Raw genomic sequence first — 25,483 nt, 5'->3', positions numbered from 1 at the left:
TTATTCACCTTTCACTTTGAGCAAATTGCTTACCACACGATCGCCAATTTCAAGTCCAGACAACACTTCATAGCTGTCCTCAAACTCTTGCCCTAGGCGTACCGGATTAAGGATTGCCTCATCGTCTTTAGTGAGTCGGTAGACGACGCTCAGTTCAGCGCGACGCATGACGGCCGTTTTAGGTACCAGAAGGAGTTCTCTCTGCCCATAGACAAAACGCGTTTTCACCCAAGCACCTGGGGTAAAACCAAGTTGTTTTTCCGGTAAGTTGAGGCGAATAGTATGGCTGTGTGAGCTAGGTTCTGCATAACGGAAAAGATTGTAGGCGGTTGGAGTGACTTTCTCGCCACCGCCATTGTCAACCGTAAACTGCGCTTCATTGTTTACCAACGAGTAATAGTGCTGCGGGATCTCACTTTCCACTCTGAGCTCGTCCATCGAGAAACCGCTCAACAGTGGTGTGCCCGGGGCCACGGTTTCCCCAAGTTCGACATAACGCTTGGTAACCACACCATCATAAGGTGCCGTCACGCTGGTGTAACCGAGAGACTCTTTCGCCTGAGCAACCGATGCCTCCGCCGATTTGACTGCGGCAGCAGCACTGCGAGCACGCGTTTCTGCTGCATCCATCTGATCTTGGGAAATCGCCCCTTTCGGCATCAATTGGCGAAAACGCTTTACTTGTGCCTGCGCTTCTTTATTTTGTGCAACTGCGCTTGCCAATTGCGCCTTGGCTGCATCTAGCGCGGCCGATTGTTGTACTGCACTAATTTCCAATAGCACACTACCTTGCTTAACGTAATCATTCACATCCACATTGAGGGCGACCACGGTACCTGACGTTTGCGCGGCGACAGTACCTTGATTGACAGGCTGAACCACACCATCCAACACGATGGTCTGATCGACTTTAGTGAGCTGCGCGGTATAGACTTCCGCCATTACCGAGCTGTTCGTTGTGAGCAAAAGTGCGGCTGCCAACGCAGATTTTTTCAACCATTGCATAATCAAATCTCCCTGATTGTTTCTGTTACTCTAGCCGAGCTAGGCCAGCTCTGTTTTGACTTGACGCTCATTTCTAATACAGATCAGCAAGTTAGTTGTGCCTAAGCCGACCATCATTGCAGCAAAAAAGATCCAGATTTGAGTATTGCCCAATCCAAGGCTTGCCACTGCTGGTCCGGGACAAATGCCCGCCAATCCCCAACCAATACCAAACAGTGCCGCACCAGAAATCAGCCTTGCGTCCACTCTCTTTTGTGTCGATAAGCAAAAGCTTGGCGCGTTGACTGGCTTGTTCTGCTGACGAACGATAAAAAAGTAGCCGGGCATAAACACCGCGAGAGCACCGCCCATCACAAACATCAAACTGGGGTCCCATTGCCCAGCCACATCAAGAAAGCCAATCACTTTAGCGGGATCAATCATCCCAGAAATAGCCATCCCCAAACCAAAAAGAACGCCTGCGACTAACGAAGTAAATCGAAATAGAAAGTTATTCATTGAGTTACGCCTTAGGAAATTAGATCAAATGAAGTCTGATAAACACCGTCACCGCAGCGACTAGCATAAAAATACCTGTCGCTACCATTGAACGCGTTGATAAACGGCCAATGCCACAGATACCATGTCCGCTAGTACACCCGTTACCTAATCGCGTGCCGACTCCCACAACTAACCCCGCCAGCGCCAACATGAGAGAGGAGCCGCCTAAAGACGAAGCGACTGGAATATGCGCCATACCGAAAGTCACCGCAGCGACACCTCCGGCGATCATGCCGACAACAAACATTAAACGCCAAGCAAAGTCGCGTGATTTGGGGGTTAATAACCCGGTTAAAATCCCGCTGATGCCAGCGATTTTCCCATTAAGCACTAGCATGATTAATGCTGATAGCCCAAGTAAAATGCCTCCAGACAACGACTCCCAGGGTACAACAAACGCCATATAATCCTCTCAATTATGAACAAAAAACATTCTGTAAATTACTGATTAACTGTGCCACACGCACATCTGCCAAAGAGTAGAAAACCTGTTGTGACTCTTTTCTTGCTTTAACTAAACCGTGCTTTCTCAACAAAGTGAGATGCTGTGAGAAAGCTGACTGACTCAATGTTGAGCTCTGCTGCAATTGACCTACGCCAACTTCACCACTCGTCAACTGGCACAACACCATTAAACGTTCAGGATGAGCCATCACCTTAAGCAATTCAGAAACCTCATGTGCACTACCGCGCATTTGCTCTAGATTAATTGAATCTTCACGACGCATAGCCACCTCCTAAGTACATGATTTAGAGTTTACTGAATTACCATATTTAGTCAATTCTAATTTAGATAATTTGAAATTAGGTTAATTTTTATTAGACATATCTAATATTAGAGATTAGAGTAACACCATCAATCACGTGGAGGTGACATCATGACGGTAGATAACGGAGTTCGTATCATTGCAGGCAGCATGGTTTTATTATCGCTCTTGCTCACAACCTATGTGCATACTAATTTTGTATGGTTAACCGTATTTGTCGGCGTCAACTTAATCCAAAGTGCATTCACTGGATTTTGTCCGGCAGCCCTATTTCTCAAAAAACTTGGCTTTAAATGACGATGTGGCCGCAATAGCTATGCAAACGCACTGCTATTGTGTGCCGTCAAAATAATGAGGTTTTAATTACATGACAAAAATCGTGATCATTGGTGGTGTCGCAGGTGGCGCCTCAGCAGCAGCGCGTGCACGCCGTCTCAGCGAAGACGCACAAATCATCATGTTTGAGCGCGGCGAATTTGTCTCATTTGCCAACTGTGGTTTACCTTACCACATTGGTGGTGACATCACTGATCGCAGTAAATTACTGTTGCAAACACCAGAAAGTTTCTTAGCCCGCTTTAATGTCGATGTGCGAGTGATGAATGAAGTTCTTTCCATCAATCGCGAAGAAAAAACCGTCAGCGTGAAAAATTTACTCGACGGCTCTGAGTATCAAGAAAGCTACGACTTTCTCTTACTCAGTCCCGGGGCTGGTCCTGTCGTTCCGCCTATCCCGGGCATAGACAACCCACTCACCCACTCACTGCGTAATATTCCAGATATGGATCGCATCATCAAAACCATTCAGATGAACAAACCAGAACACGCGACCGTAATTGGCGGCGGATTCATCGGTCTGGAGATGATGGAAGCGTTTCATCAGTTGGGAATAGAAACCACATTGATTGAGATGGCCGATCAAGTGATGACGCCGGTTGACAAAGAGATGGCAGGTTTCGTTCATGCTGAAATCCGACAAAAGGGCATCGACTTACGCTTGGGCGTGGCTCTAGAAGCGGTTGAGTATCACCCGACAGAACACATTGTCAGTGTCGAGTCTGGTGAAAACGAAGCACATCGCCATATGCAAGGTGAGCTAACGCTTTCACTCAATAACGGCGAAACTTTACGTACCGATGTGTTGATTATGGCGATTGGGGTGCGCCCAGAAACCAAACTTGCACGCGAGGCCGAACTTGAGATTGGTGAGCTTGGTGGTATTCGCACCAACGAATTTATGCAAACCAGTGATCCGTTTATCTATGCAGTCGGCGACGCGGTTGAAGAGCAAGATTTTGTCACAGGCAAACAAACCTTGGTTCCCCTAGCTGGCCCTGCCAACCGTCAAGGCCGTATGGCAGCGGACAACATGCTTGGTCGCAGCGAACGTTATCAAGGCACTCAAGGAACCGCGATTTGTAAGGTTTTTGACTTAGCCGTAGCGTCAACAGGCAAAAATGAGAAACAGCTAAAACGCGACGGTGTCACTTATGAAAAAGTGTACGTGCACACTGCTAGCCATGCGAGCTACTACCCCGGTGCAGAGATAGTCTCATTTAAGCTGCTATTTGACCCACAAACAGGCAAAATTTTCGGCGCGCAAGCCGTTGGTAAAGATGGCGTAGATAAACGGATTGACGTGATGGCCGTCGCTCAGCGTGCGGGTATGACAGTGTTCGATCTCCAACACTTAGAGCTGACCTACGCTCCTCCTTTCGGCAGTGCCAAAGATGTGATTAACCAAGCAGCCTTTGTTGCGGCAAATATCATGAAAGGGGATTCGACACCGATTCATTTCGACCAGTTAACTGAGCTAAATGATCAGCAACTCCTACTGGATGTGCGCAATCCTGGCGAACGTGACAACGGCAATCACTTGCCTGGCGACGTAAACATTCCCGTTGACCAACTGCGCCAGCGTATGCACGAGCTGCCAAAAGACAAAGAGATCATCATCTATTGTCAGGTTGGTCTGCGTGGTAACGTCGCGTATCGTCAACTGGTCAACAACGGTTTTAAAGCCCGCAACCTGATTGGTGGCTACCGTACTTACTTATTTGCTCAGCAGTAAAAGCTAAATTTGTGCTACAACGCAGATAAAAACGAGGGAGCCATAAGCTCCCTCGTTTTTTTAATCATTGTTTTTCAATCATAGTTTTTAGCTTCGTGATTCTCGGCTGTGGCAAAGCTCAATCGCATTTTTTAACAGCTCAAGAGCGCTTTGATCACATGGTGGAAGTGCAGCATCACTTTGAGCGATAGGGTCGACACGCTCACCCCATTTGATCAGTCCTGCGCCCCACGTTAGGCCTGCGCCAAACGCAGCGAGCAAAATGTTGTCGCCCGCTTTAATATGCCCCTGCTCTACCGCCTCACACAGCGCGATCGGCACCGTAGCCGCCGAGGTGTTGCCATATTTATCGATATTAATGAACGCTTTTTTCTGCTCAATCCCCGCGAGATCACACAAAGTCTGGATAATACGGATATTCGCTTGGTGTGGAATCACCACGTCAATATCGTCTTTACTCATCTCAGCCGTGGCTAGTACGTGTGCAGCGGCGCTACTCATGCCCTTCACTGCTCGTTTGAAGATCTCTTTACCAACGAAGTTGAACGCCCAAAAGCCGTTATCTGCGGCGAAACGATCCATGGAAGTGCCAAATTTCGGCACAGAGAGAATGTCGCGGCCATTGGCATCACAGCCGATTTTCGCACTTTGCAGACCAACCGCGTGCTCCGTTCTTGATAAAACCACCGCGCCCGCACCGTCACCAAACAGCACAGCGGTGTCGCGCATCGCCCAATCGATATAGAAAGAGAGACGCTCTGCTCCAATGATGAGTGCGTGGCGATAAGCGCCAGATTGAATTAAGCGTGTGCCCGTTTCTAGCCCATAAACAAAGCCCGTACAAGCGGCATTCAAGTCAAACGCTGCCGCCGCTTCGATACCCAAATTTCTTTGAACCAACGAAGCAATATTGGGAATAAGCGAATCAGGTGAACAGGTAGCAACAATAATCAGATCAATATCCGCAGCATCAAGCCCTGCACGCGCAAGCGCATGGCGAGCAGCAACGGTGGCCAATTCCGAGGTATTTACATGGCTGATACGACGATTGGCAATCCCGGTGCGGGTGCGAATCCATTCGTCCGACGTTTCAAGAAACGTACTCAGATCATCATTTGACAAGGTAGCGGGAGGCAGGCATTTTCCCCAACCCGTAATTTCGGCGTAATAATTTGTCATCTTAGACCTATTTATTGTTGTTTTTAAATTAAGTAGATTAAGCAAGTATACGCTTTCTGAGGTTGTCTGGTAAGTCCAGTTTAAAACCTCGTCGACGAGCTTGATGTGGTAATGACTCTTTTATCGTCTGTTGTATGAAAATCACTAAGAGGGAATGAAAAACATGTCGACCTTCCATTCACGCTGCCCAGCTTGCGGCGGCCTAAACCGTTTACCCGTGGAACGTGTTTCTGAGCAACCTAGCTGCGGTAAATGCAAAGCGGCGCTGCTTGATGGCGCGCCGATTGAAGGGACCGCGGACAACTTTAACGCAATTCTAAACAGCGATCTTCCTGTGGTGGTCGACTTTTGGGCACCTTGGTGTAATCCTTGCGTTGGCTTTGCGCCTATCTTTGCCGATGTGGCGCATGAGCGTAAACATCAGGTACGCTTTGTGAAAATCGATACAGAAGCCCAACAGGCGCTCGCCGCTCAGTTTCAAATCCGCAGTATTCCAACCATCATGGTATTTAAGAAAGGACAACGGGTTGATATGCTCAATGGCGCCCTGCCAAAAAGCCAGTTTGAACAATGGCTAAATCAAGCCATCAACAAATAATTGACCAATCCGGGTAGGTTTGACCCGGATTTATTCTGATCAAAGGCGGCAAGTCGACGATTTTCGACCATAACCTCGAAAATCAGCTTTTCATGTCGTATCGACAAATATTTGTGATTTTACTCACATAAGATTTCGCCGCATAGTCGCGCCAACAAGCTATGAACCTCTCTTCTTATCCGGAGAATCTGACTTTGGCCGACACCCGCGAAACCACACTGCCTTCATCTATTTTCGTCCCTATTTTGGCGCTGACGCTCTACTCGGTTGCGTCTGGCTACCTGATGAGTCTGATCCCGTTAGTGACGGAGCAATACCAACTGCCCGTCTCGTTGGCCAGTTGGTTAGCCAGTGCGTTTTATGCCGGTTTGTTATTGGGCTCGATGTTTTTTGAACCTGTGGTACAACGCATCGGCCACAAGAACGCCTTTATTTTGTGCTTGCTGGTTTTTATCGTAAGTATCGTGACGTTACCTCTGCTGCCTAACAGCCATATTTGGCTGGGGGCACGTTTTGTTGCCGGCATTGCCGTAGCAGGCGTGTTTGTGGTGGTGGAATCTTGGCTATTGGATGGTGATGAGCACTCTCGTGCCAAGCGGCTTAGCTTTTACATGATTTCACTCTACGGCGGCACTGCGTTTGGTCAAATCGGGATAAGCGCTTTTGGTATTTCGGGCTCGACGCCTTTTGTCTTGATCTGCGCCACGTTAGTGATTGCGATCATGTCACTTCTTTGCTTTCGCACGTCGCAGCCAGACAGCCACTCGGCTGAGAGCCTGTCGCTCAAGCAGATGGCTCGTCTTAGTCATGCGGCGATTATCGGTTGCGTTGTCTCAGGGCTGACGCTTGGCGCGATTTATGGATTGATGCCGCTTGAGTTAGCCAACCGCAACGTCGAACAGAGCAGTATCGGCAGTTTGATGGCGCTGGTGATTTTAGGTGGCATGGTGGTGCAGCCTACCGTGACGGCGTTGGGTAAATGGACAGGCAAATCTTTGCTGATGGCGTTTTACTGTTTGGCGGGCGTTTTCGCCATCGGCATGACGTTCGTCTCCGACTCCTTACCTGTGTTAGCGATGGCGCTATTTTTGCTGGGTATGGCCGTCTTTGCTCTCTATCCGATCGCCATCACATTGGGTTGTGAACAGCTCGATAGTAAATTTATCGTCTCAGCCACTCAAGTCATGCTTTTTAGCTACAGCGTAGGCTCGGTGATTGGCCCCGCTTTAGCTGGCGTGTTTATGCACAAGCCACATGGCTTGCTGGGTTATCTGTTTGCCATGTTGGTACCAACCACAATCTACATGCTGCTCGCGGCGATAAAAACGCGCAAAAGCGTTGCTCTCCCTTAACATTAAGCCCCAGTTGGGGCTTAACTGTCTGCCAAGTTTTTGCGATAGCGTGTCGGCGAAACACCAAAATATTTTTTAAATCGGTGGGTAAAATTGTACGGGTCACGGTAGCCGAGCCGGTGCGAGATCATGCTGATGGTCCACTCTTTGTAACGTAGTAAATCCGCCGCTTTATCCATGCGCAGTTGGATCAGTTTGCTGCGTGGCGTAACACCAAATAGCTGTTTCGTCAGGCGGTTAAACTGCTCTTCACTGATATAACAATGTGCGGCCATTTCTGCCACACTCCAAGGCAGATGCAACTGACTTTCCACTTCGTTAAACAACGCCTGAACCCGCGACAGTGAGCCGGAAACCCCAGGCTCGACCGTGGAAAGTAGGCGCACCACTTCGCTGATCAACATGCGGCGAAAACTGCCTCTTCCGCCGATTTCGGCATAGAGCAAGCACATCAGCGACCACACCTGCTCTGTTTCTCGAAAATTCACCACGCTTTGCCCCATTTGGGCAATGTGCTGCCATTTTTCACTTGGCTGTGGTAACAGCCAGATCATTTCCCAAAATTTGCTGTTTGGATCAAGTTCAAAACGAAACGGGGTATGCGCAGGAAGAATGGTTAATGAATACGGTGGAATCGCACTCACCTTATCTTTGGTGATCAATACGCCAGCACCGGCCATAGTGAACAGCAAAGTATGCACCGCCACGCCATAGCGCTCAACCGAATAACCTTGCTTGAGTTTCGCGATGCCCGCCATAAAAATGTCAGCACCACGCCATTCTGGGATCTCCGTTAAGGTGAGAAATCGCTCCTTACACTCAGGCGCAAGGTAGACTTCGTCGACCCATTCGTTTTTAGGCACAAATTGTTCAATGACGGATTTGCACAGGTTTTCCGAATTTTCAAACATGTTCACCTCAAGTGATCCCCTTTATAGTTCCGCTCCAAACAAAGGAGCAAACATGAACCAACAATATATCAAAGAATTGCCTAGCAATCCTTTACCTGGCGGGCTATTAAAGACCATTGCCAAGCTCGGTTTTCCCGTTGCGATACAAAGCGCACTGGTGGCGATTTTAGCGTTGGCGGACGTTCTCATGGTAAGCGACTTTGGCAAAGAAGCAACCGCCGCTGTGGGAATTGCCTCAAAATGGCACTTTGTTGCCATCATGATCATGGCCGGACTCGCTTCAGCAAACGGTACCCTAGTGGCACAATATTGGGGTAAACAAGACGCCCGCAGCGCCAAAACGGTCTCGATGATTGCTATGGGCTTTGGCCTCAAAGTGCTTTTGCCCGTGACGCTTTTGATCACGCTTGGCTCACACCTGATCATAATGCTGCAAACCAGTGACCAACGGGTTATTGAACTGGGCTCTGTATACTTGTGGTACGCCTTTCCCGTACTATTGCTGACCCACATAGTGATCGTAATTGAAGCAAGCATGCGTTCATCGGGTGACACCGTCACACCTCTGGCGATGGGGGCCGTTACCATCGTGATTAACATCGCGCTGAACTATTGGTTGATCAAAGGCGGCTTCGGCGTCCCGGCAATGGGGGTGGCTGGTGCGGCGCTGGCGACGACCATCTCTCGTGCGGTGCAAGTCGGATTAATGCTTGGTTTCATGCGATGGAAATCGCATTGGTTGCTGACCACCAACGCCTCGCCTGAACGCCCTTCGTTGCGGCTTTCGTACCGCCGATTGGCACTCCCAACCACGCTAGGCGCGGTTTTGTGGGCGATTGGCACCATGGTTTATCAAATGATTTTCGGCCATATGGGTACCACAGAACTGGCGGTGTTTAGTATGCTTGGCCCATTTGAGTCACTCTGTTACGCGATTTTCTTTGGTATTTCTGTCGCGTGCTCGGTCTTGATTGGTCAAGCCCTCGGCCGAGATGAGTTTGAGAAAGCGCAGGCCATGGCTGCTTACTTTATCAAAGTCGTTTTTCTGGTTGGTATTTCCGTCGGCGCTCTAATGCTTGCTAACCGTGAACTGATCTTATCTGCACTTAACCTAGCAAGCGAGGAATTGCATCCATTGGCGTCGCCAGCGGTAATGATTCTTTGCTGCGGCATTTGGATAAGAATGCTCAACATGATCATCATCAACGGTATTATTCGTGCAGGAGGCGACAACATTTTCTGCCTGCGGATGGACTTTATCGCCATGTGGATGACAGGCTTGCCCGTGTGTGCGATGGCCGCTTTTATTGCTGGCTGGGAGTTTAAATACGTTTATGCGCTAATGCTCGCTGAAGAAGTGGTTAAATTGGGCCTATGTTATCGCCGCTACACACAGAAATACTGGATTAAGAACCTCACTGTGGTGACGACTTCTTAGCCATTCTTTGATGACGATTAGAACTCTCCGGTGCTGGTTTCGCTGGCACCGCTTTTCTCTCACTCCACAGATGGCGAATCGCCAGAATCGGATGAGCGATCAGCATCCTTGGCCCACCATAACGCATCACATCGCGCATCTGCGCTTTCGGCTCCGGCTTGTAACAATGGATCGGGCAGCGATTACACGCCGGTTTTGCTTGCCCGTATGGGCACCGGTCTAAACGGGTTTCGGCATAATCCAACAAAGCCTGACACGATTGACACAAAACACGCTCACTTTGATGATGCACCTGACAGTAGATCGCGACCATATAGGAGACGGTCTTAAATTCAGTGGCGAGTGAGCCTGTTAATAAAAGCGAGGGTGAAGGTGGCTGTTTCATCTTTGTGGTCAATGTCATTTCTTTTGATGAGTCACTATACCCACAAAACAGAGCCGCGCTTTTAACTAAATCAAAGTCACTTGTACTTTTGTGAGCAAATGATTATCCTGCGCCACCTCAACTGGGAGTCAACCAATGAACCGCAAAAAGAAAATTAATCAAATCTATAACGCCAGAATGAAGAAGCAGAATGCAAAAATGCATAAGAGCAATAAGCCGCGTTATATTTCCAAAGCAGACCGAGCCAAAATGGAAGCTGAACAAGCGCTCGAAGCGCAAGCGCTGGAAAATCTGCCTCAAGCAGAATCTGTAGAGACTCAGACGGACGCGCAAAGCGACTCACAATAAAAAAACCGCTCAGTTGAGCGGTTTTCTGTTTATAAGCAAGTGGAGCTACGAAACTTTAAAATATTTCAACTGGTCATTCAGGATCTCGGCCGAAGCCGCCATGGCTTGGCTCTCTTCAGCCAGCATCTGTGAAGCCTGCATCACTTCGTTGGCAGCCAGATGAATGCTAGTGACGTTTTCCGTCATTTCATTGGCGACTAAACCTTGCTGCTCAGATGCCGCCGCAATCTGCGCCACCATATCGTTCGATTTCACCAGCTCAGTCACCATATCGGCTAACTGCTTTTGGGTGTCCAACGAAATAGCGACACTTTCCTCGACTTTGGCATTACTGCGCTGCATCGCTTGCACCGTGCGCTCGGTGCGCTCAGTTAACGAATCGATCGTCTGCTGTACTTCATTGGTGGATTGCTGAGTACGTGAGGCCAAATTGCGGACTTCGTCCGCCACAACCGCAAAACCACGCCCTTGTTCACCAGCACGAGCCGCCTCAATTGCTGCATTAAGTGCCAGTAAGTTGGTTTGCTCTGAAACCTCGCGAATCACGCTCACCACTGCGCTGATCTCCTGTACGCCCGCTTTGAGCTCTGCCACCAACTGGTCGGCAGCGGAAATATCTTGTGACACGTGCGAAACGGTTTGCGCGGTCTTCTCCATCGCTTTGCCGCTTTGCTCTGCATGATGCGTAACCAACTGGGTACTGTGCGCGGTATTCTCTGCGTTGCTCGCAACATCGGCGATGGTGGTGCTCATCTCCGTCATTGCGGTTGAGAGTAATTCCAGTTGCGAATGCTGCGTCCCGACACTGGTCGCAGCTTCTTCACTTGCCTGAGCTATGCTTTGCGCCATATTGGCGGATTGTTCTGCCGCTTCATGTGCCGCCATCAAAGTAAACTGCAGTTTCTCCAACATACGGTCTATCTCACGACTCATTACTCCCAGCTCATCTTTGCGCTGCGTATTTAAACGCACACGTAAATCGCCATCGGCAATTTTGTTGGTATTATCAATTAAACGATTGAGCGGTAAGACAATGTTGCTTGAGATAACGTAACCCATCGCCAGTAACATGGCCGCCATAATTAACGCAACAAACGCCTCTTTAAGCGCCGCCGCGAAGAAAGATTCTTGAATGTCCGCAACCAAGATGCCAGAGCCAACAATCCATCCCCAACCCTTGAACAGCTCAACGTAGGAAATCTTGTCTTTCAATTTGCCATTAGGGCTTTTCCATTGGTAATCGAGGAAGCCGCCCCCGTTTTGCGCTGTTATCGACGCCATTTCCTGCCAATGGAATTTGCCAGCGCCATCTTTAAAGCCAGAGGCGTTTTGCCCGTTTAACTCAGGCTTAACCGGATGAGTGACAATCGTGAGCTGCGGCGTGGTGATCCAGAAGTAGTTATCACCGTCATAACGCAATTTGTTGATCGCTTGGATAGCGCGAGACTGGGCTTCTTGCTCACCGATTTCTCCTTGCAGATCATAATAGTAACTGACCAAATTCAACGCGGTTTCCACCTGAGCTTTAAGCTTACTTTCGCGTTCAGCCATGGAGGATTTACGTTGCTCATTCAAGTTATAAATGCACGTCACCACAATGAGAGCAACGGAAAGAATCACGAGCGAGAGAAGTTTGTACTTTACCGATAAGTTACTGAGTTTCATCTGAGTATCCGTTTTAATTATAAAGCCAACTGAGTCGTATTTTTTATTGAAAGAGGATCATTACTCGTTTCAGCGAATAGTCAAAGGATGCATATCACGATTTTAACCATTTGTTACGTGTGGGTTTCAGAATGACAGCATTTATCACGTTTGCGAATGCAAAATGCCATGTGAGAGGCTCTCTATATGATTTTTTATAGTGATACCTTTGGCACTTTATTCCCAATCTAATCGGTTCGTTTACAATCTTGTATCATATTTTGCCAAGTGATCTCACGCTCAGTTTTTCGCCAGTGTTAACGTTATCTGTGTATCCACACAATTAAGACTTAACAATCTCCTTACTTCACCGTCACGAATGGCTGGAATTTCGTGAGTCACTACCGAGAAATCAACATCGGTTTCAACGCTCAGTGGTTATGTGAAGCCGGTTTACTATTTTTTAGCGATATCAAGAGAAAATATCCCTACTAATTTTACTAATAAGGACAAATATCATGTTGTATTTGGAGTTCCTGTTCCTTTTGCTGATGCTTTACATCGGCTCCCGCTATGGCGGTATCGGTCTTGGTGTCGTGTCTGGGATCGGCTTGGTTATCGAAGTGTTTGTGTTCAAAATGCCACCCACGTCCCCACCCGTGACGGTCATGCTGATCATTCTTGCCGTTGTCACCTGTGCCTCGATTCTTGAAGCGGCCGGCGGATTGAAATACATGCTGCAAGTGGCTGAGCGCATGCTGCGTAAAAACCCAAAACGGGTAACCTTGATTGCCCCTTTTGTCACTTACGCGATGACGTTCATGCTAGGTACTGGCCACGCGGTTTACTCCATCATGCCCATCATCGGCGACGTCGCTCTAAAAAATGGCATTCGCCCTGAGCGTCCGATGGCAGCGGCTTCAGTCGCATCGCAAATTGCGATTACCGCTTCGCCCATTTCTGCGGCGGTGGTTTACTACTTAGCGCAACTTGCCGACATTAACCACGAAATCACTTTGCTTTCTATCCTTTTGGTCACCGTTCCTGCGACACTGTTCGGCACTTTATTGATGTCTCTTTACAGCCTAAAACGCGGTAAAGAGCTGGACGACGATCCGGAATATCAAGAACGTTTGAAAGATCCTGTATGGCGCGAAAAAATCCTTAACACCACCGCAACCTCGTTGGATGAGCATCTACCAGCCGCCGCGAGAAACTCTGTCCTGCTGTTTATCGCTTCCATCTTTACCATTGTGCTCATTGCCATGGTGCCAGAAATTCGCATTATCGCTGAAGGGAGCAAACCGATCAGCATGGCGGTGGTCATTCAGATGATGATGCTGTGCTTCGGCGGTATCATTTTGCTGGCGACCAAAACGGATCCGCGTAGCGTGCCCAATGGCGTGGTATTTAAATCGGGTATGGTGGCAGCGATTGCGATTTTCGGTATTGCGTGGATGTCAGATACCTACTTTCAGTACGCAATGCCTCAGTTTAAATCCGGCATCGTTGAGATGGTGAACAACTACCCATGGACCTTCGCTTTGGCGCTGTTCATTGTCTCGGTGGTGGTGAACTCACAAGCCGCGGTTGCCCGTATGATGTTGCCTGTTGGCCTTGGCTTAGGGCTTGAACCCGCACTACTGATTGGTTTAATGCCAGCGCTGTACGGTTACTTCTTTATTCCAAATTACCCTTCAGACATTGCGACCGTAAACTTTGATAACACAGGCACGACTAAGATTGGCAAATGGTATTTCAACCACTCCTTTATGGCGGTTGGTTTAATTGGTGTCATCGGTGCCTGCTGTCTCGGCTACTTGCTGGGCCAAATCATTATTGGCTAACTAACCCATAACGACAAAGAGCGGATATCATGCCTGAAGTGATATCCGCTCTTTTTTTCTATGGCACTGAGGTTGAGTTTTACCCCATGCCTTAAACTTCGGGCGTCTCACTTTTCTTGTGTGACAAAAAACGTACCCAACTTTGCGTTTGTGTCGACGATTTGATCGCATCAGCTTTTTTCGCTAACGCAAGTGCGGCTTCTAAGCGGTTGAGGCGATACAGCGCGTTCACTTTAAGCAACTGTGCATCATAGAAGCGCTGCTGATTTTCCATTTGATCCAGTGACGCGATCACCTGTTGATATTTCTGTAGCTGGTTTTGCAGCACCGCGACTTCCCAATGGTATTTACTCTCAATCTCTGCCGCTTTATGCCAGAAATGCAGCGATTTCTGCCACTCTTTTGCTGCTTGCCAATATTGCGCTTGTAAACGAATCAGTTCGAGATCGCTGTCAGCCTGCTCAAGTTGTGACAATGTCACTGCAGCTTTTTCATAAATCCCTTGGCTCGCATACAGATATGCCAACGACTTGCGTTCAGAATCGAGTAAGGCAATGCCTTTAAGCTGCGCGAGGGTCAAGATATCCAACGCCGCTTTTTGCTGACGCAAATTCAGATAGCCACTATAGGCTTGCATCCACCAGATTTTTTTCTCCGGTTGCAAGGCAATCAGCTGTTTGGCGTTGTCCACCACCTGCGACCATTGCTCAAGCTGGGCATGAGCGCCAAGAGCGATTGAGAGCACCGCCACACTGGGTTTAGGGTCGAGTTTGCGCTGTTTCTCAAGCGCGAGCAACGTCTCACGCCACTGCTCTAGGCTGTAGTGTGCTTGCGCCAGATGCAGCCACACTTCGGCTGCGTTTTCTCCCTCGGGAATGGATTGCGTGAGCAGTTCGAGGTGCGGCAAAGCTTGACGAAATTGACCCAGCGTTAGGTAGATTGACGACAGCATACGCCTAGTACGCCACTGCTCATCGTCGGCCAAACCTTGCGCGTTGAGCGCTTTTTCCAAAGCAATCACCGAATGTTCAGCTTGCTCCGATTGCCAATATAAGATGCCCAGCATGCGCGAGATGGCTGCCACATCGCCCGGCCTTGACACTTCAGCGGTCAACAAATGCTCGATCGCCTGCTGGTTTTGCTCTTTGGCAGACAAGGTTTGCGCCTGCTGCATGTAACGCAGGGCGTAAGGTGAGATGTCCGAGTTCGGTGCCGCGGCTGATACCTTGGTCAACAGCAGGCAGCTCATTAGTAAGGTGATCGTCGTCTTTTGCATCTTCATTGCATTTTAAACTCTATCCGGGTGCTATATCCGAGAATGGGTTGCGCGGCGCCATCGATGATTTGTGGCTGGTAACGCCAACGCTTTACCGCATCAACGGCACTTCGTTCAAAAAATCGAGCTGGCTGAGCTTCCACCACTTCGATGTTTTGTGGCCTGCCCGTTTCATCAATATCAAATCTCAGCAACACATAGCCTTCAATGCCTCTCTTCTTCGCTTTTGCGGGATACACCGCATCCACTCGGCTCAGTGGGGTCAACTGCTGATGATTATTTGCCACGCTGTTACCCGGAATACCGACCGAAGGAACGGAAATTGCTAAGCCATTGACACTAAAAGACATATCAACATTAGGCATCTCAACCTGAGCCGACGTCGTTGTCATTGGCGTTTGGGAGACCTTCATTACTTCGGGCTGAGGCGGAGGCGGTACGTCCGGCGGTGGTGGCACTGCACGTTGACGTCGTGCCACTTCGCTTTGCGCTTCAAACATCACCATGTTAAAGCTGACAGGTGCAGATGGCGTTACTCCGTTTAATTTGCCCAGATTCACCATCCATGCCATGACGGAAAACAGGGCAAACACCATCGCCAATGACACAGGAAGCGATAGCAATAGTCTCAACATCAGCGTTTCTCCGCCGCCAGCGCGATGTTTTTCACCCCTGCCGCTTTCGCCGCATCCATCACTTTCACCACAGTACCGTTGTAAGCATATTCGTCGGCTTGTACCACCAATGAGGCATCCGGTTGATCGAGCAATAAGCGTTCGATACTGGCTTGAACGCGCTCAACATCGACAATTCGTTTATCGATATAGATATCATTGGCTGCCGTGACGGCGATGAAAATACCCGCATCTTTCTGCGCACTGACATTGGAGGCCTGTGGACGATTCACTTCCACACCGGATTCACGCACAAACGAACTGGTGACAATAAAGAAGATCAGCATGATGAAAACGATGTCCAGCATTGAGGTCAAATCGATCTGCGCTTCATCCGACTTTGCCTGACGTTTACCTAGTCTCACGACTGACTCCTTAACATTCTTTCTAATTTCAGTTCTCGGTTCTGACACGCTTTATACAAGCGGGCATGAACAAACATGCCGACCAGTGCCACCACCATGCCGACCATCGTCGGCAGCGTCGCCAGCGAAATACCTGACGCCATTAATTTGGGGTTGCTGCTGCCTTGGGTTGCCATCACTTCGAAAACCGAAATCATGCCCGTTACCGTACCGAGCAACCCAAGCATGGGACAAATAGCCACCAGCACTTTTAGCAGGCTTAAATGACGAAACAGACGCTGATGCGCTTGCGCCATCCACGCTTCACGCACCGACAAGGCAAACCACGACTGCCTATCTTGCCGCACTTGCCACTGCTGCGCGGTTTGCGTGCAATACACGGGAAACTCGCGGCTCAGGTAGATAATTTTCTCTACCGCGAGCAGCCAGAAAACTGCCGCGACCGCCGCGAGCCACCATAAAATCTGTCCACCCTGTTCCATAAAGGTCTGCAAAGACGCCCACCATTGGCTGGACGTCAACAGCTCAGGCAACAGTTGCGAAACGAATCCACTCACGCTGCATTCCCTACCTTGGCTGGAAACTCACGAGTGGTGTGCATTTGCTCTTCTGCTTGCTGTGCGACTAAACCGATACTCTGTTTTTCCAGTACGTTACGCACGTTTTCCGCCATTCCATTGAGAATGTTGTGCGCCAACAGTAGCGGCATCGCTGCGACCAGACCGAGTACCGTCGTGACCAGCGCCATCGAAATACCACTCGCCATGATCTTCGGATCGCCGTTACCAAATTGAGTGATCACTTGGAAGGTCTCAATCATGCCGATCACCGTCCCCAAAAGACCCAGCATTGGCGCTAAAGCGGCAAGCAATTTGAGCATCGAGAGCCCTTTTTCCAAGCCATTTTGCTCATCAACAATCGCTTCCAGCAGACGAAGTTCTAATGCTTCCACACTGCGCGGACGTTCACTGTCGTACACCGCAAGAATTCGACCTAGAGGGTTATTCTGTGGTGTGTTCGGTGTTTTCAACTGAGCCTTAATTTTGCCCTGCACCGCAAGCAGTACCACGGCGCGGTAGGCTGCGATGATGAGACCGATTGCCAATAAACCAATGATCACTTTGCCGACCACACCACCCGCCGCAAAGCGCTCCGCCAAACCTGGCGACTGCGCATATTGCTGCAACAACACACCGCGAGTCGGGTCCAGCAGCACAGGTACCATCTCACCTTGGCTTGCCGCGACCAGCTCTGAACGTACAGGTACGTTTTCAGGCAGTTTGGCGAAAGAAGAAGCAAATTGCTTGTCATGATGCCAATTGACATAACCTTGCTCGGTCAACAGGCCAAAATTACCAAGCGTCAGTGCTGGCGTCGCTTGTGTTTGGCCTTCTGCATCTAGCATCGCAATGGTGAGTTCGCTGACACTGCGGCTGGCACTGATTTGCGCTTGCATCACTTGCCACAAGCCGCGTAGCTGGCGAATATCCGGCAGTGTGTTTGCCTCTACGATATCATTAACCACTTGAGTTTGATCTGTCTGGCCAATCGCGGTAACTGCTTCAGCAAGATCCGATTTGATCTCTTTCGCGTGTTGACGCACCACACCGAACAGTTCGCCCAAACTGCCCGTTTCAACACGCAGTTGCTCTTCCAGTTGAGACAACTGCACTTCGTTATCACTAAACTGACTGGCTAACTCATCATTCTGGCTTTCCAATTGCGCTTTTTTCTCTGCCAGAGACGCTTTCAGCGCTTTTAGTTGCTGCTCCGTCTGTTTAAAGCCTTGTTCACGCTGTTGGTTGTGTATTTGCTGAGTTTGGTTTTCGATTTTGGCTTGCTGTACCAACTCGGCCTGCGCCAGTACGCCAGCAGAGGACAATGTCAACAATCCAGCCGCAAGAATAGATACGGGTTTCATTTACATCACCTCTTTGGCTGCAACAGATAAGGGAAGATAGAGTAACGCTGGCGCGACTTTCTGGTTGGCCACATCAAAGGCACGATTGAGCTCAGACGCCGGAATTTGCGTTAATTCCATCCACTGCTTTTGCTGTTGGTTCCAATACCAGAAAGCTTGACCGCTTAAGCTGCGAGCAATCAAAGAGATACGACCGAAATGCAGCAGCTCTGCCTGACGCGCTTTACCGTCAACGGTTTGAATTTGCGCCTGATACGCACCAATGCGGCTACCGTAATCGAGCTCAATTTGGTAAGCCTCTAAAATACGACGAAATTTCTCCGCTTCAGCGACATCAGCACGTGACATCAGCAATTCCAGCTTTTCCACCCGCTCTTTGCGTTGTTCGGCTTTTAAAGGCACATCATTGACAACGAGCTCTTTCAACTCAACCAGCATGTCATACATCAAAGGAACGATACCTTGCCGCGTCGATTGGATTTCGCTGATTTGGCTCGCTAAACTCGACTTTTCCTGCTCTTGGCTGTGGATCAAAGAAGTCAAGTGGCGCTGGTAAATCTCGAGATTACGCACCTCTTCCTGAAGCAGTTCAATTTCGGCTTGCAATAACTGGCTGTTTTCAGCACTGGCATTAATCAGTGATTGGCTTTTTGCCGCAGCAGTGTTGGTATGGCTTTGAATTTTCTGCGCCTTGTCGAGATCACTGCCATGGGCAGTGGCAACGGTCGCCATCAGTAGTGCGGCGGCACTGGCTTTGTAGAACGTCATAAGAGTTGTCAATAACCTGATGTAAGTTACAATTGCTGTTGATAGTCATTCGCATTATCAACCAAGAGAAGTGCATTCTAACGGATTTTTTGCAGAATACCAACTTGAATGAATATCACCTTCGCAACGTTTAAATAAGTAGTGATTCGTCTATTTCAATAAACTGGTCAGCTACGTTTCTCAGCCCTTGAGCACTCAGACCCGGAACACCATAAACCACCACTTTTTTTCCGTAACGTTGCTGGATGCGCTCGACCAAAATTTCAAAGTCGCCATCGCCAGAGAGCAAAATAACTTGGTCGACTTCCGGTGCGCGTTCAATCGCATCTAATGCTATTCCTACATCCCAGTCACCTTTGGCACTGCCATCGGCGCGTTGAATGAAAGGCTTGAGTTTCACCTCCAAACCAATTCCGCGCAGAATGTGGTGAAACTGCCTTTGCCCGAGATCACGGCTGGCAATGGCATAGGCATTTGCCACCACAACCTGTTTGTTTGCTGTGACTTCTTGCCAAAAACGGTTGTAATCAAACTTACGCTGATACTTTTCACGACAGGTGTAATACACATTTTGTACATCGACAAAAATGGCGACTTTTTCTTTCATTGGCGTTGCTAACCTAGCAGATGAATTTGCCCCACCCTATGCGATAGCGGCAGAAAAGGCGAGTAAAAAGCGTAACTCAGCGACTCATGTGTCTTCAAATAGCAGATGATGCCTGTAAAACAAGCAATATGAAGAAGAAAAGCACAACAGGAGCTGGCATTAATTCGACTTCGTTCAAAAAGCATATGCAACAAAAACATTATTTCTACAAAACGCAATCGGTTATTTGAACACTCTCACTTTTTGTTGATCGTTTTATTAATATTAGACATCCATTGATTCAAATCATAAATGGAACCCACCTCTCAACCTTACTATATGCCGCTAAAAGTGACTTTCATTGCATATTCCATGACGCAACAGAGTCATCTCCGTCAGCCAGACTCTGTAAGATTGCGCCTAGCTGAACAAATAACTTGCTGTTCGAACCTCAGGACGAAAGAGAACGACGAATAAAATGACTACAAAATCCAAGCTCAACAAAGACTATTCCGTCAGCGCCAATCTTATCTCGACGACCGACCCTCGCAGCATCATCACCCACGCCAATAGCGATTTTTGCACAATTGCTGGCTACACCCGCGATGAGCTAAAAGGACAACCACACAACATGGTGCGCCACCAAGACATGCCAAAAGCGGCCTTTGCACAAATGTGGCAGTACCTTAAAGCGGGCAAAAGTTGGATGGGGTTGGTAAAAAATCAGTGTAGTGATTCACAGCACTACTGGGTTTCGGCGTTTGTGACGCCCATTCGCAACGCTGAGGGCGAGATCATCGAGTATCAATCGGTTCGCTCTAAACCGCAGCCCGAACAAGTTGAAAGGGCCCAAGCGTTATACGACGCCATGCGCGCCAATAAACACAAAGCTAAAATGCGCCTGCCACTAAAGCGCCTTACCACGCTCTCTACCGCGATGACACTCTTAAACGGGGTTGGCGGCATCGGCTTAGCCTCATTCTCCTTGCAATGTGTCGCGATGGGTTTCGCCAGTGCGACGTTAGCACTTGGTTGGTATCAGCAAAAGCGCTACGAAAAAATTCGTGCACTCGCCGACGAAGCGTATCACAACCCATTGATGGAAAAGCCTTACACCAATCACTACGATGATTTTTCGCCAATTGAATTAGCGTTGATGATGAAAAAAGCGGAACTGCGCGCGGTCACTGCTCGCGCAACGGAAACCTCTGGCAGTATTTTGATTTCGGCAGAAGAAGAGTTCGCCACTATCCAATCGATTGGCGAAAGTTTGGATCAGCAGTGCCGTGAGACCGAACAAGTGGCTGCTGCGGTTGAAGAGCTCACCCACTCCATCCATGAAGTGGCCAATGCTGCCGCTGCTGCGTCTACGTTGGCAGGTGATGCGAACGACGACTCCAAAACCGGACTTGAAAGCATCCGCTCGACCATCCGCATGGTTGACGCTCTCACAGCAGAGCTGCACAACTCAAAACAGATCATTGAACAACTGGCGAAAGACAGCCAGAAAATCGACAGTATTCTTGAAGTCATTACCGCGATTTCGGAGCAAACTAATCTGCTCGCGCTCAATGCTGCTATCGAAGCGGCACGCGCCGGTGAATCGGGTCGCGGTTTTGCTGTGGTCGCCGACGAAGTACGCAATCTTGCCTCCAAAACGGGCAGCAGCGCCAATGAAATCCACTCGATGATCAGCCAGTTGCAAAACACCGCTCGTCAGGCAGTCGCGGCGATGAATACCGGTAATGAGTTGTCACAAAACTGCAAGCGTCAAGCCGATAGTACTGGTGAAGTGCTCAGTGCGATTCGCGATAAGCTGGGCGCAGTCACCGACAGCAGCCATCAAATCGCCACTGCAGTCGATGAGCAAGCAACGGTGACCCAAGAGATCAATCGCAATATTGTTAACATCAAGCAACTTGCCGACAACACATCACACGCTTCTCAAAGCTCGATTGTTCGCACCAGTGAGCTGGTCAGTAATTTGGAAGAGATGCAGCGTTTGATGCGTCAGTTTTCTTAACGCTTGCTTTACTCAATGCGCTTAAGCGCAATAAGTAAAAGGGAAATACGCAAAAAAGGGGAACACGCAAAAAAGGGGAACACGACGTTCCCCTTTTTCATTTCGTTTCTTTTCGTCACGATCCGCTTAGAACTGTCCAGCGACAGAGAAGAAGAACTGATCTTTACCGAGATCGCTATCAAAGCCATGCGCGTAGCCCAACGTCACGGGCAGCTCTAGGTTGTAGCCAAGACGCACCCCCACCGTGAGCGACACACCCGCGCCAGTCAGTTGTTTGTACTCTTTAGTGTCACTCCACGCAGAACCTGAATCGACAAATGTTGTTCCTGAAATATCCCCCAAGCCTATTGGATACAATCCCCAGTTACGCTCCACGCGTCCAAGCCAAGTGCTTGCTTCCACTCGCTGAGTCACATAACGGTCGCCAGATTGTACCGTTTCGTCATATCCGCGCAGCGCCTGAGTTTCACGGCCAAACAGTGCAACTTCATCACTTTGGTCGGAACCACCTAAGCGGAACGGTTTCGCTTTACTATCGGCTAAGCCCCCAGCAAAGCGCAATGACAATGTCGAGCGGCCCGGTAGGTCGAACGTGGCTTGCCACTGACCTTGGTATTTCTCACCTTGGTAGTCACTTCCCAGCAGTTCGTTGCTTTCAACCACCACATCTAAGTAATGCCCCCAACCTATGCCCGGAACATTGAGATAGGTTTCACGATTGTCGAATGTCGCTGCGATCCCGATCAGAGATTCTTCCGTTTCTACGTAAGGCTTAGTGGCACCAAACTTCGGTTTTTTCGCTTCGGACTCTTTATCCCAGTACACACCCGCCGCAAAACTGAGCTGGTCTTCAATCGCGGTAAAAAGGTGGTTTCGTTGAATAAGTGCACTGTCACTTTGTTCAATGCGATGGGTTTCCGAGCTGCCTTGCTTAAACGTGGTAAAATCGTGTGAGCGCTCTAACTGGATCATCCAGCGTGAATCGTACAAATAGCCCAAATTGTACTGAGCAAGGCTATTTTCTGTATCCCAAGCAAAACTGAGTTGATATTGGTGACGATTCAACGCATCCGCCCCGTTAGTCATAAAACCAGCCAGTGTTTGGTTCTCATCTTGCGAAATGATAGGCAGCCAAGCACGTGGACGCAGGCTAGACCAAGGGCTGTAATCGCTTATCTCACTTTTTGCCGCCACCGCTTCAACAGGATCAACGTAGTTGTACTGACCTTGCGCATCGGCCACGGTAAAGGTGCGCAGCGGTTCCACACGCTCTTTTTCGCGTAACGTGTAACCTTTTGCATCATAGGATTGATAAACCAGCCCGCTTTCCGCTTGCCAATGGGGCTCAAACGCTCCGCCGACTTCGCGGGTGAGCTGAGAAATCTGTTGTGTCTCTAGGTCAAGCGAATAGATATTAAACACGCCGTCGTAATCGGCGCTATAGAGCACTTTACCATCTGGCATCATCGTCGGGGCATTTTCCACGGCGCGCGAGTCCGTCAGCTTGTGCCACGTCGCGCTGGTAAGATCAAAACGCTCTAGGTTCCAACCTTGCTGCGGGCGTTTCATGCTCGCGACTAAGAAATCGCCTTGCGGCGCGAGAGAAAATCCGCCCAGTACATCACCCTCTTCTCCTTGCCAAATCAGCGTTTTGCTTTCAGGGTTGTTGGCATCCATAAGCCACAGCTCACTCAAACCATCCACCTTACGTGACGCGAGGTATTGATGCCCATCCAGCAACCACTTCGCCATGCGAAAACGCTGTTTTTCCGTCAACTGCGTCCAACGGTCATCTTGATAGACAAACACGTCACTCAATACGCGGCCATCGGCGTAGGTGATAGAGCGAGTTGCCAGAACGCCCGCCTGTGGATGAACATCAAGCGAATTAATATGCTTAGTTTTACTTAACGTTTGTTCGTTCTCAGCATCTAAGCGCTGCAGCTCTGAATAGCCATCACCATCATTTCTGTTCACCAGTAAACCGTTGTCACTGGCACTGACTACTTGCAAAAATGGAGCGGTGTACTTGCCTTTGCCAATGACGGCGGCTTCGGTCATTTGTGTCACGTCACCTTGGTATTTCTGGTAAATATGACTTTGGAAATCAGACCACAACTGCTCGAAATCTTTACCAAACGTGGTTCTCGCGGTGCGATTAAGCAAAAAGAACGGAATCACTTTTCTGCTGTAGCTGGTGAGAAATTCACCCACTTTCTCATCGCCATACGTATCGGCGAGGTACTGAACAAAATAAGCGCCATACAAATAGTTGTAGCCCAATGGCCACTCTCTTGATGCGACGGCGACCTGGTTCAAGCTTTTCACTTCACCAGACGCCACTTCCATGCGCATCTGCATGTCGTAGCCAGTGCCTTGTAAGCGCCCGTAACCTGCCGCTTGGTTTGTCTCTTGATAGACAGCTAGCCCTTCAAGCATGAAAGATGGCGTCATAAGGTGCGGGTACAAAAACGGATTGCGGCCGAAAATGTTGCGCAATGTTTTGATCGCTCCGCCACCCATCTCCATATGCATAATGTGAGTGTATTCGTGTTTGATCAGCAAATGCATCCATTCATCATTGTTTTCTAAACTGTTCGCCTCATCGGGCGGGCTCATGATCAAACGGATTTGCGGATAAGGTACCACCGTCGCCCAGCCGTTAGAAAAATCATACTCATCGACAAGAACAATTTCCGTTTTTTCTTCTGGTTGATAAGCAAAAAACGGCACTAACTCGCGGTGTGATTGTTCGGCCAAATCAAGCGCACGAGCTGCTTGCTTTTCATGGCCATTGCGAAAATGAATCACAAAATGGTCAGAAGATTGAGTCAGCCAAGATTCGTTTGCTCTATCCCAAGCGACAGATTGCGCCGCCGCTTGATGAGGAATCGCCGCGCCAACCGCCAGAAAGGCGGCCAACGTCATAGCGATGGGTGATGGTTTCATAACGTTTTCCCGTAAGTACACAGACATTCAATTGAACTACTGCGAATAATGTACACCGTTTTATTAATAAGTCATTCCTATCTTTGTATGGGAATGTATAGATCCGAAGTGAACTGTGCAACGAGCACCTTACTATTCCCTGAGTCTTTCATCGAATTGAACCAAAGAGTTAGCAAAGCGTGAGTCAGAGACTTACGAGTGTGTGCCAAACTTGAACGTATGCAAACAAAAACGGTGGCCTCAGCCACCGCACGATCAAACGATTTAAAAAACAGAATGCAGTTAGAGACTTAGCTTGGCCACCCAAACTCGCTTCTGCATGATATCGGGTCGGTAAAGTGGCTCAAAGGTTTGCATCTGATAATCCTTATAGATTGTTAAAGTATTTGCTTTTCACCAAACAGCACGCTGTTTCTGCCACTATGTTTGGCTTTGTAGCGTTGTTTATCTGCAATTTCAAATGCCTGTTTTAGCAGAGCTTCACACTGCTCAAGTGAGATCGTGTCACTGGTTGACTCGATAGCGACCGCGCCGATTGAAATGGTGACCACACCAAACGGCAAGTTGCCCTCATGGCGAATTGCTCGTTGAGCGATAGATTGATGAATGTGCTGTACTCGTTCTGCGGGTTAATTCTACGCTTTTTCCAGCAGCTCAATTTCAACGGTGGATTTATTTAGAAGATACTTGAGCTTATCCAGACGTAAGGTATCACTTTTCGGTGTGCGCTCGTACGCCGTTCTTAAGGTTTGCAACTGCCCTTTGGCCGTATCAATTTCGCCATCGGTCACATCCGTGCGCCAAATTTGATCAAGTTGACGCAAATACTGCACAGA

26 protein-coding genes are annotated in these 25,483 nt (G+C 48.9%); 8 read left to right on the top strand and 18 right to left on the bottom strand.

The genetic code is table 11. The features are described 5' to 3' along the window. The 4 genes from UF06_RS13425 to UF06_RS13410 form a co-directional block, all read right to left on the bottom strand. Positions 1 to 942, bottom strand: coding sequence for an efflux RND transporter periplasmic adaptor subunit (locus UF06_RS13425; protein WP_226972493.1), 942 nt, complete (start codon positions 940 to 942; stop codon positions 1 to 3). Between the two features lie 102 nt (positions 943 to 1,044). Beyond that, positions 1,045 to 1,503, bottom strand: a complete 459-nt coding sequence (locus UF06_RS13420) for a YeeE/YedE family protein (protein ID WP_045570894.1) — start codon at positions 1,501 to 1,503, stop codon at positions 1,045 to 1,047. Between the two features lie 19 nt (positions 1,504 to 1,522). Next, a complete protein-coding gene (locus tag UF06_RS13415) occupies positions 1,523 to 1,948 on the bottom strand; it encodes a YeeE/YedE thiosulfate transporter family protein (protein WP_045570893.1) in 426 nt (141 codons plus the stop codon). A gap of 13 nt (positions 1,949 to 1,961) precedes the next feature. Further along, positions 1,962 to 2,273: a metalloregulator ArsR/SmtB family transcription factor gene (locus UF06_RS13410; RefSeq protein WP_039442730.1), complete on the bottom strand. Its 312-nt coding sequence runs from the start codon at positions 2,271 to 2,273 to the stop codon at positions 1,962 to 1,964. 150 nt (positions 2,274 to 2,423) lie between these two features. Here UF06_RS13410 and UF06_RS13405 point away from each other — a divergent pair, with 150 nt between their 5' ends. Both UF06_RS13405 and UF06_RS13400 read left to right on the top strand, forming a co-directional pair. Continuing rightward, positions 2,424 to 2,609 carry a DUF2892 domain-containing protein gene (locus tag UF06_RS13405; protein WP_039427445.1) on the top strand — a complete coding sequence of 62 codons (186 nt, stop codon included), beginning with the start codon at positions 2,424 to 2,426 and terminating at the stop codon, positions 2,607 to 2,609. Between the two features lie 70 nt (positions 2,610 to 2,679). Further along, on the top strand, positions 2,680 to 4,383 hold the full coding sequence (locus UF06_RS13400; protein ID WP_045570892.1) for an FAD-dependent oxidoreductase: 1,704 nt from the start codon (positions 2,680 to 2,682) through the stop codon (positions 4,381 to 4,383). An 87-nt stretch (positions 4,384 to 4,470) separates the two neighbouring features. On the opposite strand, the gene UF06_RS13395 is transcribed toward UF06_RS13400, so the two are convergent. Next, positions 4,471 to 5,562: a ketoacyl-ACP synthase III gene (locus tag UF06_RS13395; RefSeq protein WP_039436194.1), complete on the bottom strand. Its 1,092-nt coding sequence runs from the start codon at positions 5,560 to 5,562 to the stop codon at positions 4,471 to 4,473. Between the two features lie 163 nt (positions 5,563 to 5,725). Here UF06_RS13395 and trxC point away from each other — a divergent pair, with 163 nt between their 5' ends. After that, positions 5,726 to 6,160 carry a thioredoxin TrxC gene (trxC, locus tag UF06_RS13390; RefSeq protein ID WP_045570891.1) on the top strand — a complete coding sequence of 145 codons (435 nt, stop codon included), beginning with the start codon at positions 5,726 to 5,728 and terminating at the stop codon, positions 6,158 to 6,160. Between the two features lie 161 nt (positions 6,161 to 6,321). Then, entirely contained in the window at positions 6,322 to 7,512 is a 1,191-nt protein-coding gene (locus UF06_RS13385; protein ID WP_045570890.1) for an MFS transporter, read from the top strand. A gap of 20 nt (positions 7,513 to 7,532) precedes the next feature. Here UF06_RS13385 and UF06_RS13380 read toward each other — a convergent pair whose 3' ends face one another. Continuing rightward, the gene (locus tag UF06_RS13380; RefSeq protein WP_045570889.1) at positions 7,533 to 8,423 is read right to left on the bottom strand and encodes an AraC family transcriptional regulator; all 891 of its coding nucleotides are present in this window, start codon (positions 8,421 to 8,423) and stop codon (positions 7,533 to 7,535) included. A 52-nt stretch (positions 8,424 to 8,475) separates the two neighbouring features. On the opposite strand from UF06_RS13380, the gene UF06_RS13375 reads away from it, so the two are divergent. Continuing rightward, the gene (locus UF06_RS13375) at positions 8,476 to 9,861 is read left to right on the top strand and encodes an MATE family efflux transporter (protein WP_045570888.1); all 1,386 of its coding nucleotides are present in this window, start codon (positions 8,476 to 8,478) and stop codon (positions 9,859 to 9,861) included. Here the strand turns inward: UF06_RS13375 and UF06_RS13370 are convergent. Beyond that, on the bottom strand, positions 9,839 to 10,246 hold the full coding sequence (locus UF06_RS13370; protein ID WP_045570887.1) for a nitrous oxide-stimulated promoter family protein: 408 nt from the start codon (positions 10,244 to 10,246) through the stop codon (positions 9,839 to 9,841). The genes UF06_RS13375 and UF06_RS13370 overlap by 23 nt on opposite strands. Positions 10,247 to 10,381: 135 nt before the next feature. Between UF06_RS13370 and UF06_RS13365 the strand changes: the two genes are divergently transcribed. Next, on the top strand, positions 10,382 to 10,594 hold the full coding sequence (locus UF06_RS13365; RefSeq protein WP_045570886.1) for a DUF2986 domain-containing protein: 213 nt from the start codon (positions 10,382 to 10,384) through the stop codon (positions 10,592 to 10,594). A 45-nt stretch (positions 10,595 to 10,639) separates the two neighbouring features. Here UF06_RS13365 and UF06_RS13360 read toward each other — a convergent pair whose 3' ends face one another. Beyond that, positions 10,640 to 12,259 (bottom strand): methyl-accepting chemotaxis protein, encoded by a 1,620-nt coding sequence (locus UF06_RS13360; protein WP_045570885.1) that lies wholly within the window; start codon positions 12,257 to 12,259, stop codon positions 10,640 to 10,642. A 497-nt stretch (positions 12,260 to 12,756) separates the two neighbouring features. Between UF06_RS13360 and UF06_RS13355 the strand changes: the two genes are divergently transcribed. After that, a complete protein-coding gene (locus tag UF06_RS13355) occupies positions 12,757 to 14,085 on the top strand; it encodes an anaerobic C4-dicarboxylate transporter (protein ID WP_039442740.1) in 1,329 nt (442 codons plus the stop codon). A 91-nt stretch (positions 14,086 to 14,176) separates the two neighbouring features. Here the strand turns inward: UF06_RS13355 and UF06_RS13350 are convergent, their stop codons facing one another. The 7 genes from UF06_RS13350 to UF06_RS13320 all read right to left on the bottom strand — a co-directional run bounded on the left by UF06_RS13350 (position 14,177) and on the right by UF06_RS13320 (position 19,696). Continuing rightward, the gene (locus UF06_RS13350) at positions 14,177 to 15,361 is read right to left on the bottom strand and encodes a ferrichrome ABC transporter substrate-binding protein (RefSeq protein WP_045570919.1); all 1,185 of its coding nucleotides are present in this window, start codon (positions 15,359 to 15,361) and stop codon (positions 14,177 to 14,179) included. 2 nt (positions 15,362 to 15,363) lie between these two features. Then, positions 15,364 to 15,996: a TonB family protein gene (locus UF06_RS13345; RefSeq protein ID WP_045570884.1), complete on the bottom strand. Its 633-nt coding sequence runs from the start codon at positions 15,994 to 15,996 to the stop codon at positions 15,364 to 15,366. Next, positions 15,996 to 16,400 carry a biopolymer transporter ExbD gene (locus UF06_RS13340; RefSeq protein ID WP_039427422.1) on the bottom strand — a complete coding sequence of 135 codons (405 nt, stop codon included), beginning with the start codon at positions 16,398 to 16,400 and terminating at the stop codon, positions 15,996 to 15,998. The genes UF06_RS13345 and UF06_RS13340 overlap by 1 nt, the downstream gene beginning before the upstream one ends. After that, entirely contained in the window at positions 16,397 to 16,882 is a 486-nt protein-coding gene (locus UF06_RS13335; RefSeq protein WP_082069706.1) for a MotA/TolQ/ExbB proton channel family protein, read from the bottom strand. Before UF06_RS13335 ends, UF06_RS13340 begins: the two co-directional genes overlap by 4 nt. Positions 16,883 to 16,953: 71 nt before the next feature. Beyond that, entirely contained in the window at positions 16,954 to 18,321 is a 1,368-nt protein-coding gene (locus tag UF06_RS13330; protein WP_045570882.1) for a MotA/TolQ/ExbB proton channel family protein, read from the bottom strand. Next, on the bottom strand, positions 18,322 to 19,089 hold the full coding sequence (locus tag UF06_RS13325; protein WP_045570881.1) for a DUF3450 domain-containing protein: 768 nt from the start codon (positions 19,087 to 19,089) through the stop codon (positions 18,322 to 18,324). A gap of 130 nt (positions 19,090 to 19,219) precedes the next feature. Continuing rightward, positions 19,220 to 19,696: an NYN domain-containing protein gene (locus tag UF06_RS13320; protein WP_045570880.1), complete on the bottom strand. Its 477-nt coding sequence runs from the start codon at positions 19,694 to 19,696 to the stop codon at positions 19,220 to 19,222. A gap of 457 nt (positions 19,697 to 20,153) precedes the next feature. Here UF06_RS13320 and UF06_RS13315 point away from each other — a divergent pair, with 457 nt between their 5' ends. After that, a complete protein-coding gene (locus UF06_RS13315) occupies positions 20,154 to 21,698 on the top strand; it encodes a PAS domain-containing methyl-accepting chemotaxis protein (protein ID WP_045570879.1) in 1,545 nt (514 codons plus the stop codon). A 126-nt stretch (positions 21,699 to 21,824) separates the two neighbouring features. On the opposite strand, the gene UF06_RS13310 is transcribed toward UF06_RS13315, so the two are convergent. The 3 genes from UF06_RS13310 to UF06_RS13300 form a co-directional block, all read right to left on the bottom strand. Further along, positions 21,825 to 24,647: a hypothetical protein gene (locus UF06_RS13310; protein ID WP_052702561.1), complete on the bottom strand. Its 2,823-nt coding sequence runs from the start codon at positions 24,645 to 24,647 to the stop codon at positions 21,825 to 21,827. A 377-nt stretch (positions 24,648 to 25,024) separates the two neighbouring features. Then, positions 25,025 to 25,210 (bottom strand): hypothetical protein, encoded by a 186-nt coding sequence (locus tag UF06_RS13305; protein WP_045570878.1) that lies wholly within the window; start codon positions 25,208 to 25,210, stop codon positions 25,025 to 25,027. Between the two features lie 72 nt (positions 25,211 to 25,282). Next, positions 25,283 to 25,471 (bottom strand): hypothetical protein, encoded by a 189-nt coding sequence (locus tag UF06_RS13300; protein WP_139046356.1) that lies wholly within the window; start codon positions 25,469 to 25,471, stop codon positions 25,283 to 25,285. Between the last annotated feature and the right edge of the window lie 12 nt (positions 25,472 to 25,483).

Source organism: Vibrio sp. S234-5 (genome assembly GCF_000960595.1).
Taxonomy (GTDB): domain Bacteria; phylum Pseudomonadota; class Gammaproteobacteria; order Enterobacterales; family Vibrionaceae; genus Vibrio.
This window is presented reverse-complemented; position numbering and strand designations above follow the sequence as displayed.

Bases quoted from the DNA above. Each gene is read 5' to 3' on its own strand.
- UF06_RS13365 (WP_045570886.1), top strand. From the start codon at position 10,382: ATGAACCGCAAAAAGAAAATTAATCAAATCTATAACGCCAGAATGAAG.
- UF06_RS13410 (WP_039442730.1), bottom strand. From the start codon at position 2,273: ATGCGTCGTGAAGATTCAATTAATCTAGAGCAAATGCGCGGTAGTGCA.
- UF06_RS13400 (WP_045570892.1), top strand. From the start codon at position 2,680: ATGACAAAAATCGTGATCATTGGTGGTGTCGCAGGTGGCGCCTCAGCA.
- UF06_RS13370 (WP_045570887.1), bottom strand. From the start codon at position 10,246: ATGAAACAGCCACCTTCACCCTCGCTTTTATTAACAGGCTCACTCGCC.
- UF06_RS13345 (WP_045570884.1), bottom strand. From the start codon at position 15,996: ATGTTGAGACTATTGCTATCGCTTCCTGTGTCATTGGCGATGGTGTTT.
- trxC (WP_045570891.1), top strand. From the start codon at position 5,726: ATGTCGACCTTCCATTCACGCTGCCCAGCTTGCGGCGGCCTAAACCGT.
- UF06_RS13360 (WP_045570885.1), bottom strand. From the start codon at position 12,259: ATGAAACTCAGTAACTTATCGGTAAAGTACAAACTTCTCTCGCTCGTG.
- UF06_RS13395 (WP_039436194.1), bottom strand. From the start codon at position 5,562: ATGACAAATTATTACGCCGAAATTACGGGTTGGGGAAAATGCCTGCCT.
- UF06_RS13415 (WP_045570893.1), bottom strand. From the start codon at position 1,948: ATGGCGTTTGTTGTACCCTGGGAGTCGTTGTCTGGAGGCATTTTACTT.
- UF06_RS13375 (WP_045570888.1), top strand. From the start codon at position 8,476: ATGAACCAACAATATATCAAAGAATTGCCTAGCAATCCTTTACCTGGC.
- UF06_RS13385 (WP_045570890.1), top strand. From the start codon at position 6,322: ATGAACCTCTCTTCTTATCCGGAGAATCTGACTTTGGCCGACACCCGC.
- UF06_RS13315 (WP_045570879.1), top strand. From the start codon at position 20,154: ATGACTACAAAATCCAAGCTCAACAAAGACTATTCCGTCAGCGCCAAT.
- UF06_RS13405 (WP_039427445.1), top strand. From the start codon at position 2,424: ATGACGGTAGATAACGGAGTTCGTATCATTGCAGGCAGCATGGTTTTA.
- UF06_RS13350 (WP_045570919.1), bottom strand. From the start codon at position 15,361: ATGCAAAAGACGACGATCACCTTACTAATGAGCTGCCTGCTGTTGACC.
- UF06_RS13330 (WP_045570882.1), bottom strand. From the start codon at position 18,321: ATGAAACCCGTATCTATTCTTGCGGCTGGATTGTTGACATTGTCCTCT.
- UF06_RS13425 (WP_226972493.1), bottom strand. From the start codon at position 942: ATGGCGGAAGTCTATACCGCGCAGCTCACTAAAGTCGATCAGACCATC.
- UF06_RS13310 (WP_052702561.1), bottom strand. From the start codon at position 24,647: ATGAAACCATCACCCATCGCTATGACGTTGGCCGCCTTTCTGGCGGTT.
- UF06_RS13320 (WP_045570880.1), bottom strand. From the start codon at position 19,696: ATGAAAGAAAAAGTCGCCATTTTTGTCGATGTACAAAATGTGTATTAC.
- UF06_RS13420 (WP_045570894.1), bottom strand. From the start codon at position 1,503: ATGAATAACTTTCTATTTCGATTTACTTCGTTAGTCGCAGGCGTTCTT.
- UF06_RS13355 (WP_039442740.1), top strand. From the start codon at position 12,757: ATGTTGTATTTGGAGTTCCTGTTCCTTTTGCTGATGCTTTACATCGGC.
- UF06_RS13380 (WP_045570889.1), bottom strand. From the start codon at position 8,423: ATGTTTGAAAATTCGGAAAACCTGTGCAAATCCGTCATTGAACAATTT.
- UF06_RS13335 (WP_082069706.1), bottom strand. From the start codon at position 16,882: ATGGAACAGGGTGGACAGATTTTATGGTGGCTCGCGGCGGTCGCGGCA.
- UF06_RS13325 (WP_045570881.1), bottom strand. From the start codon at position 19,089: ATGACGTTCTACAAAGCCAGTGCCGCCGCACTACTGATGGCGACCGTT.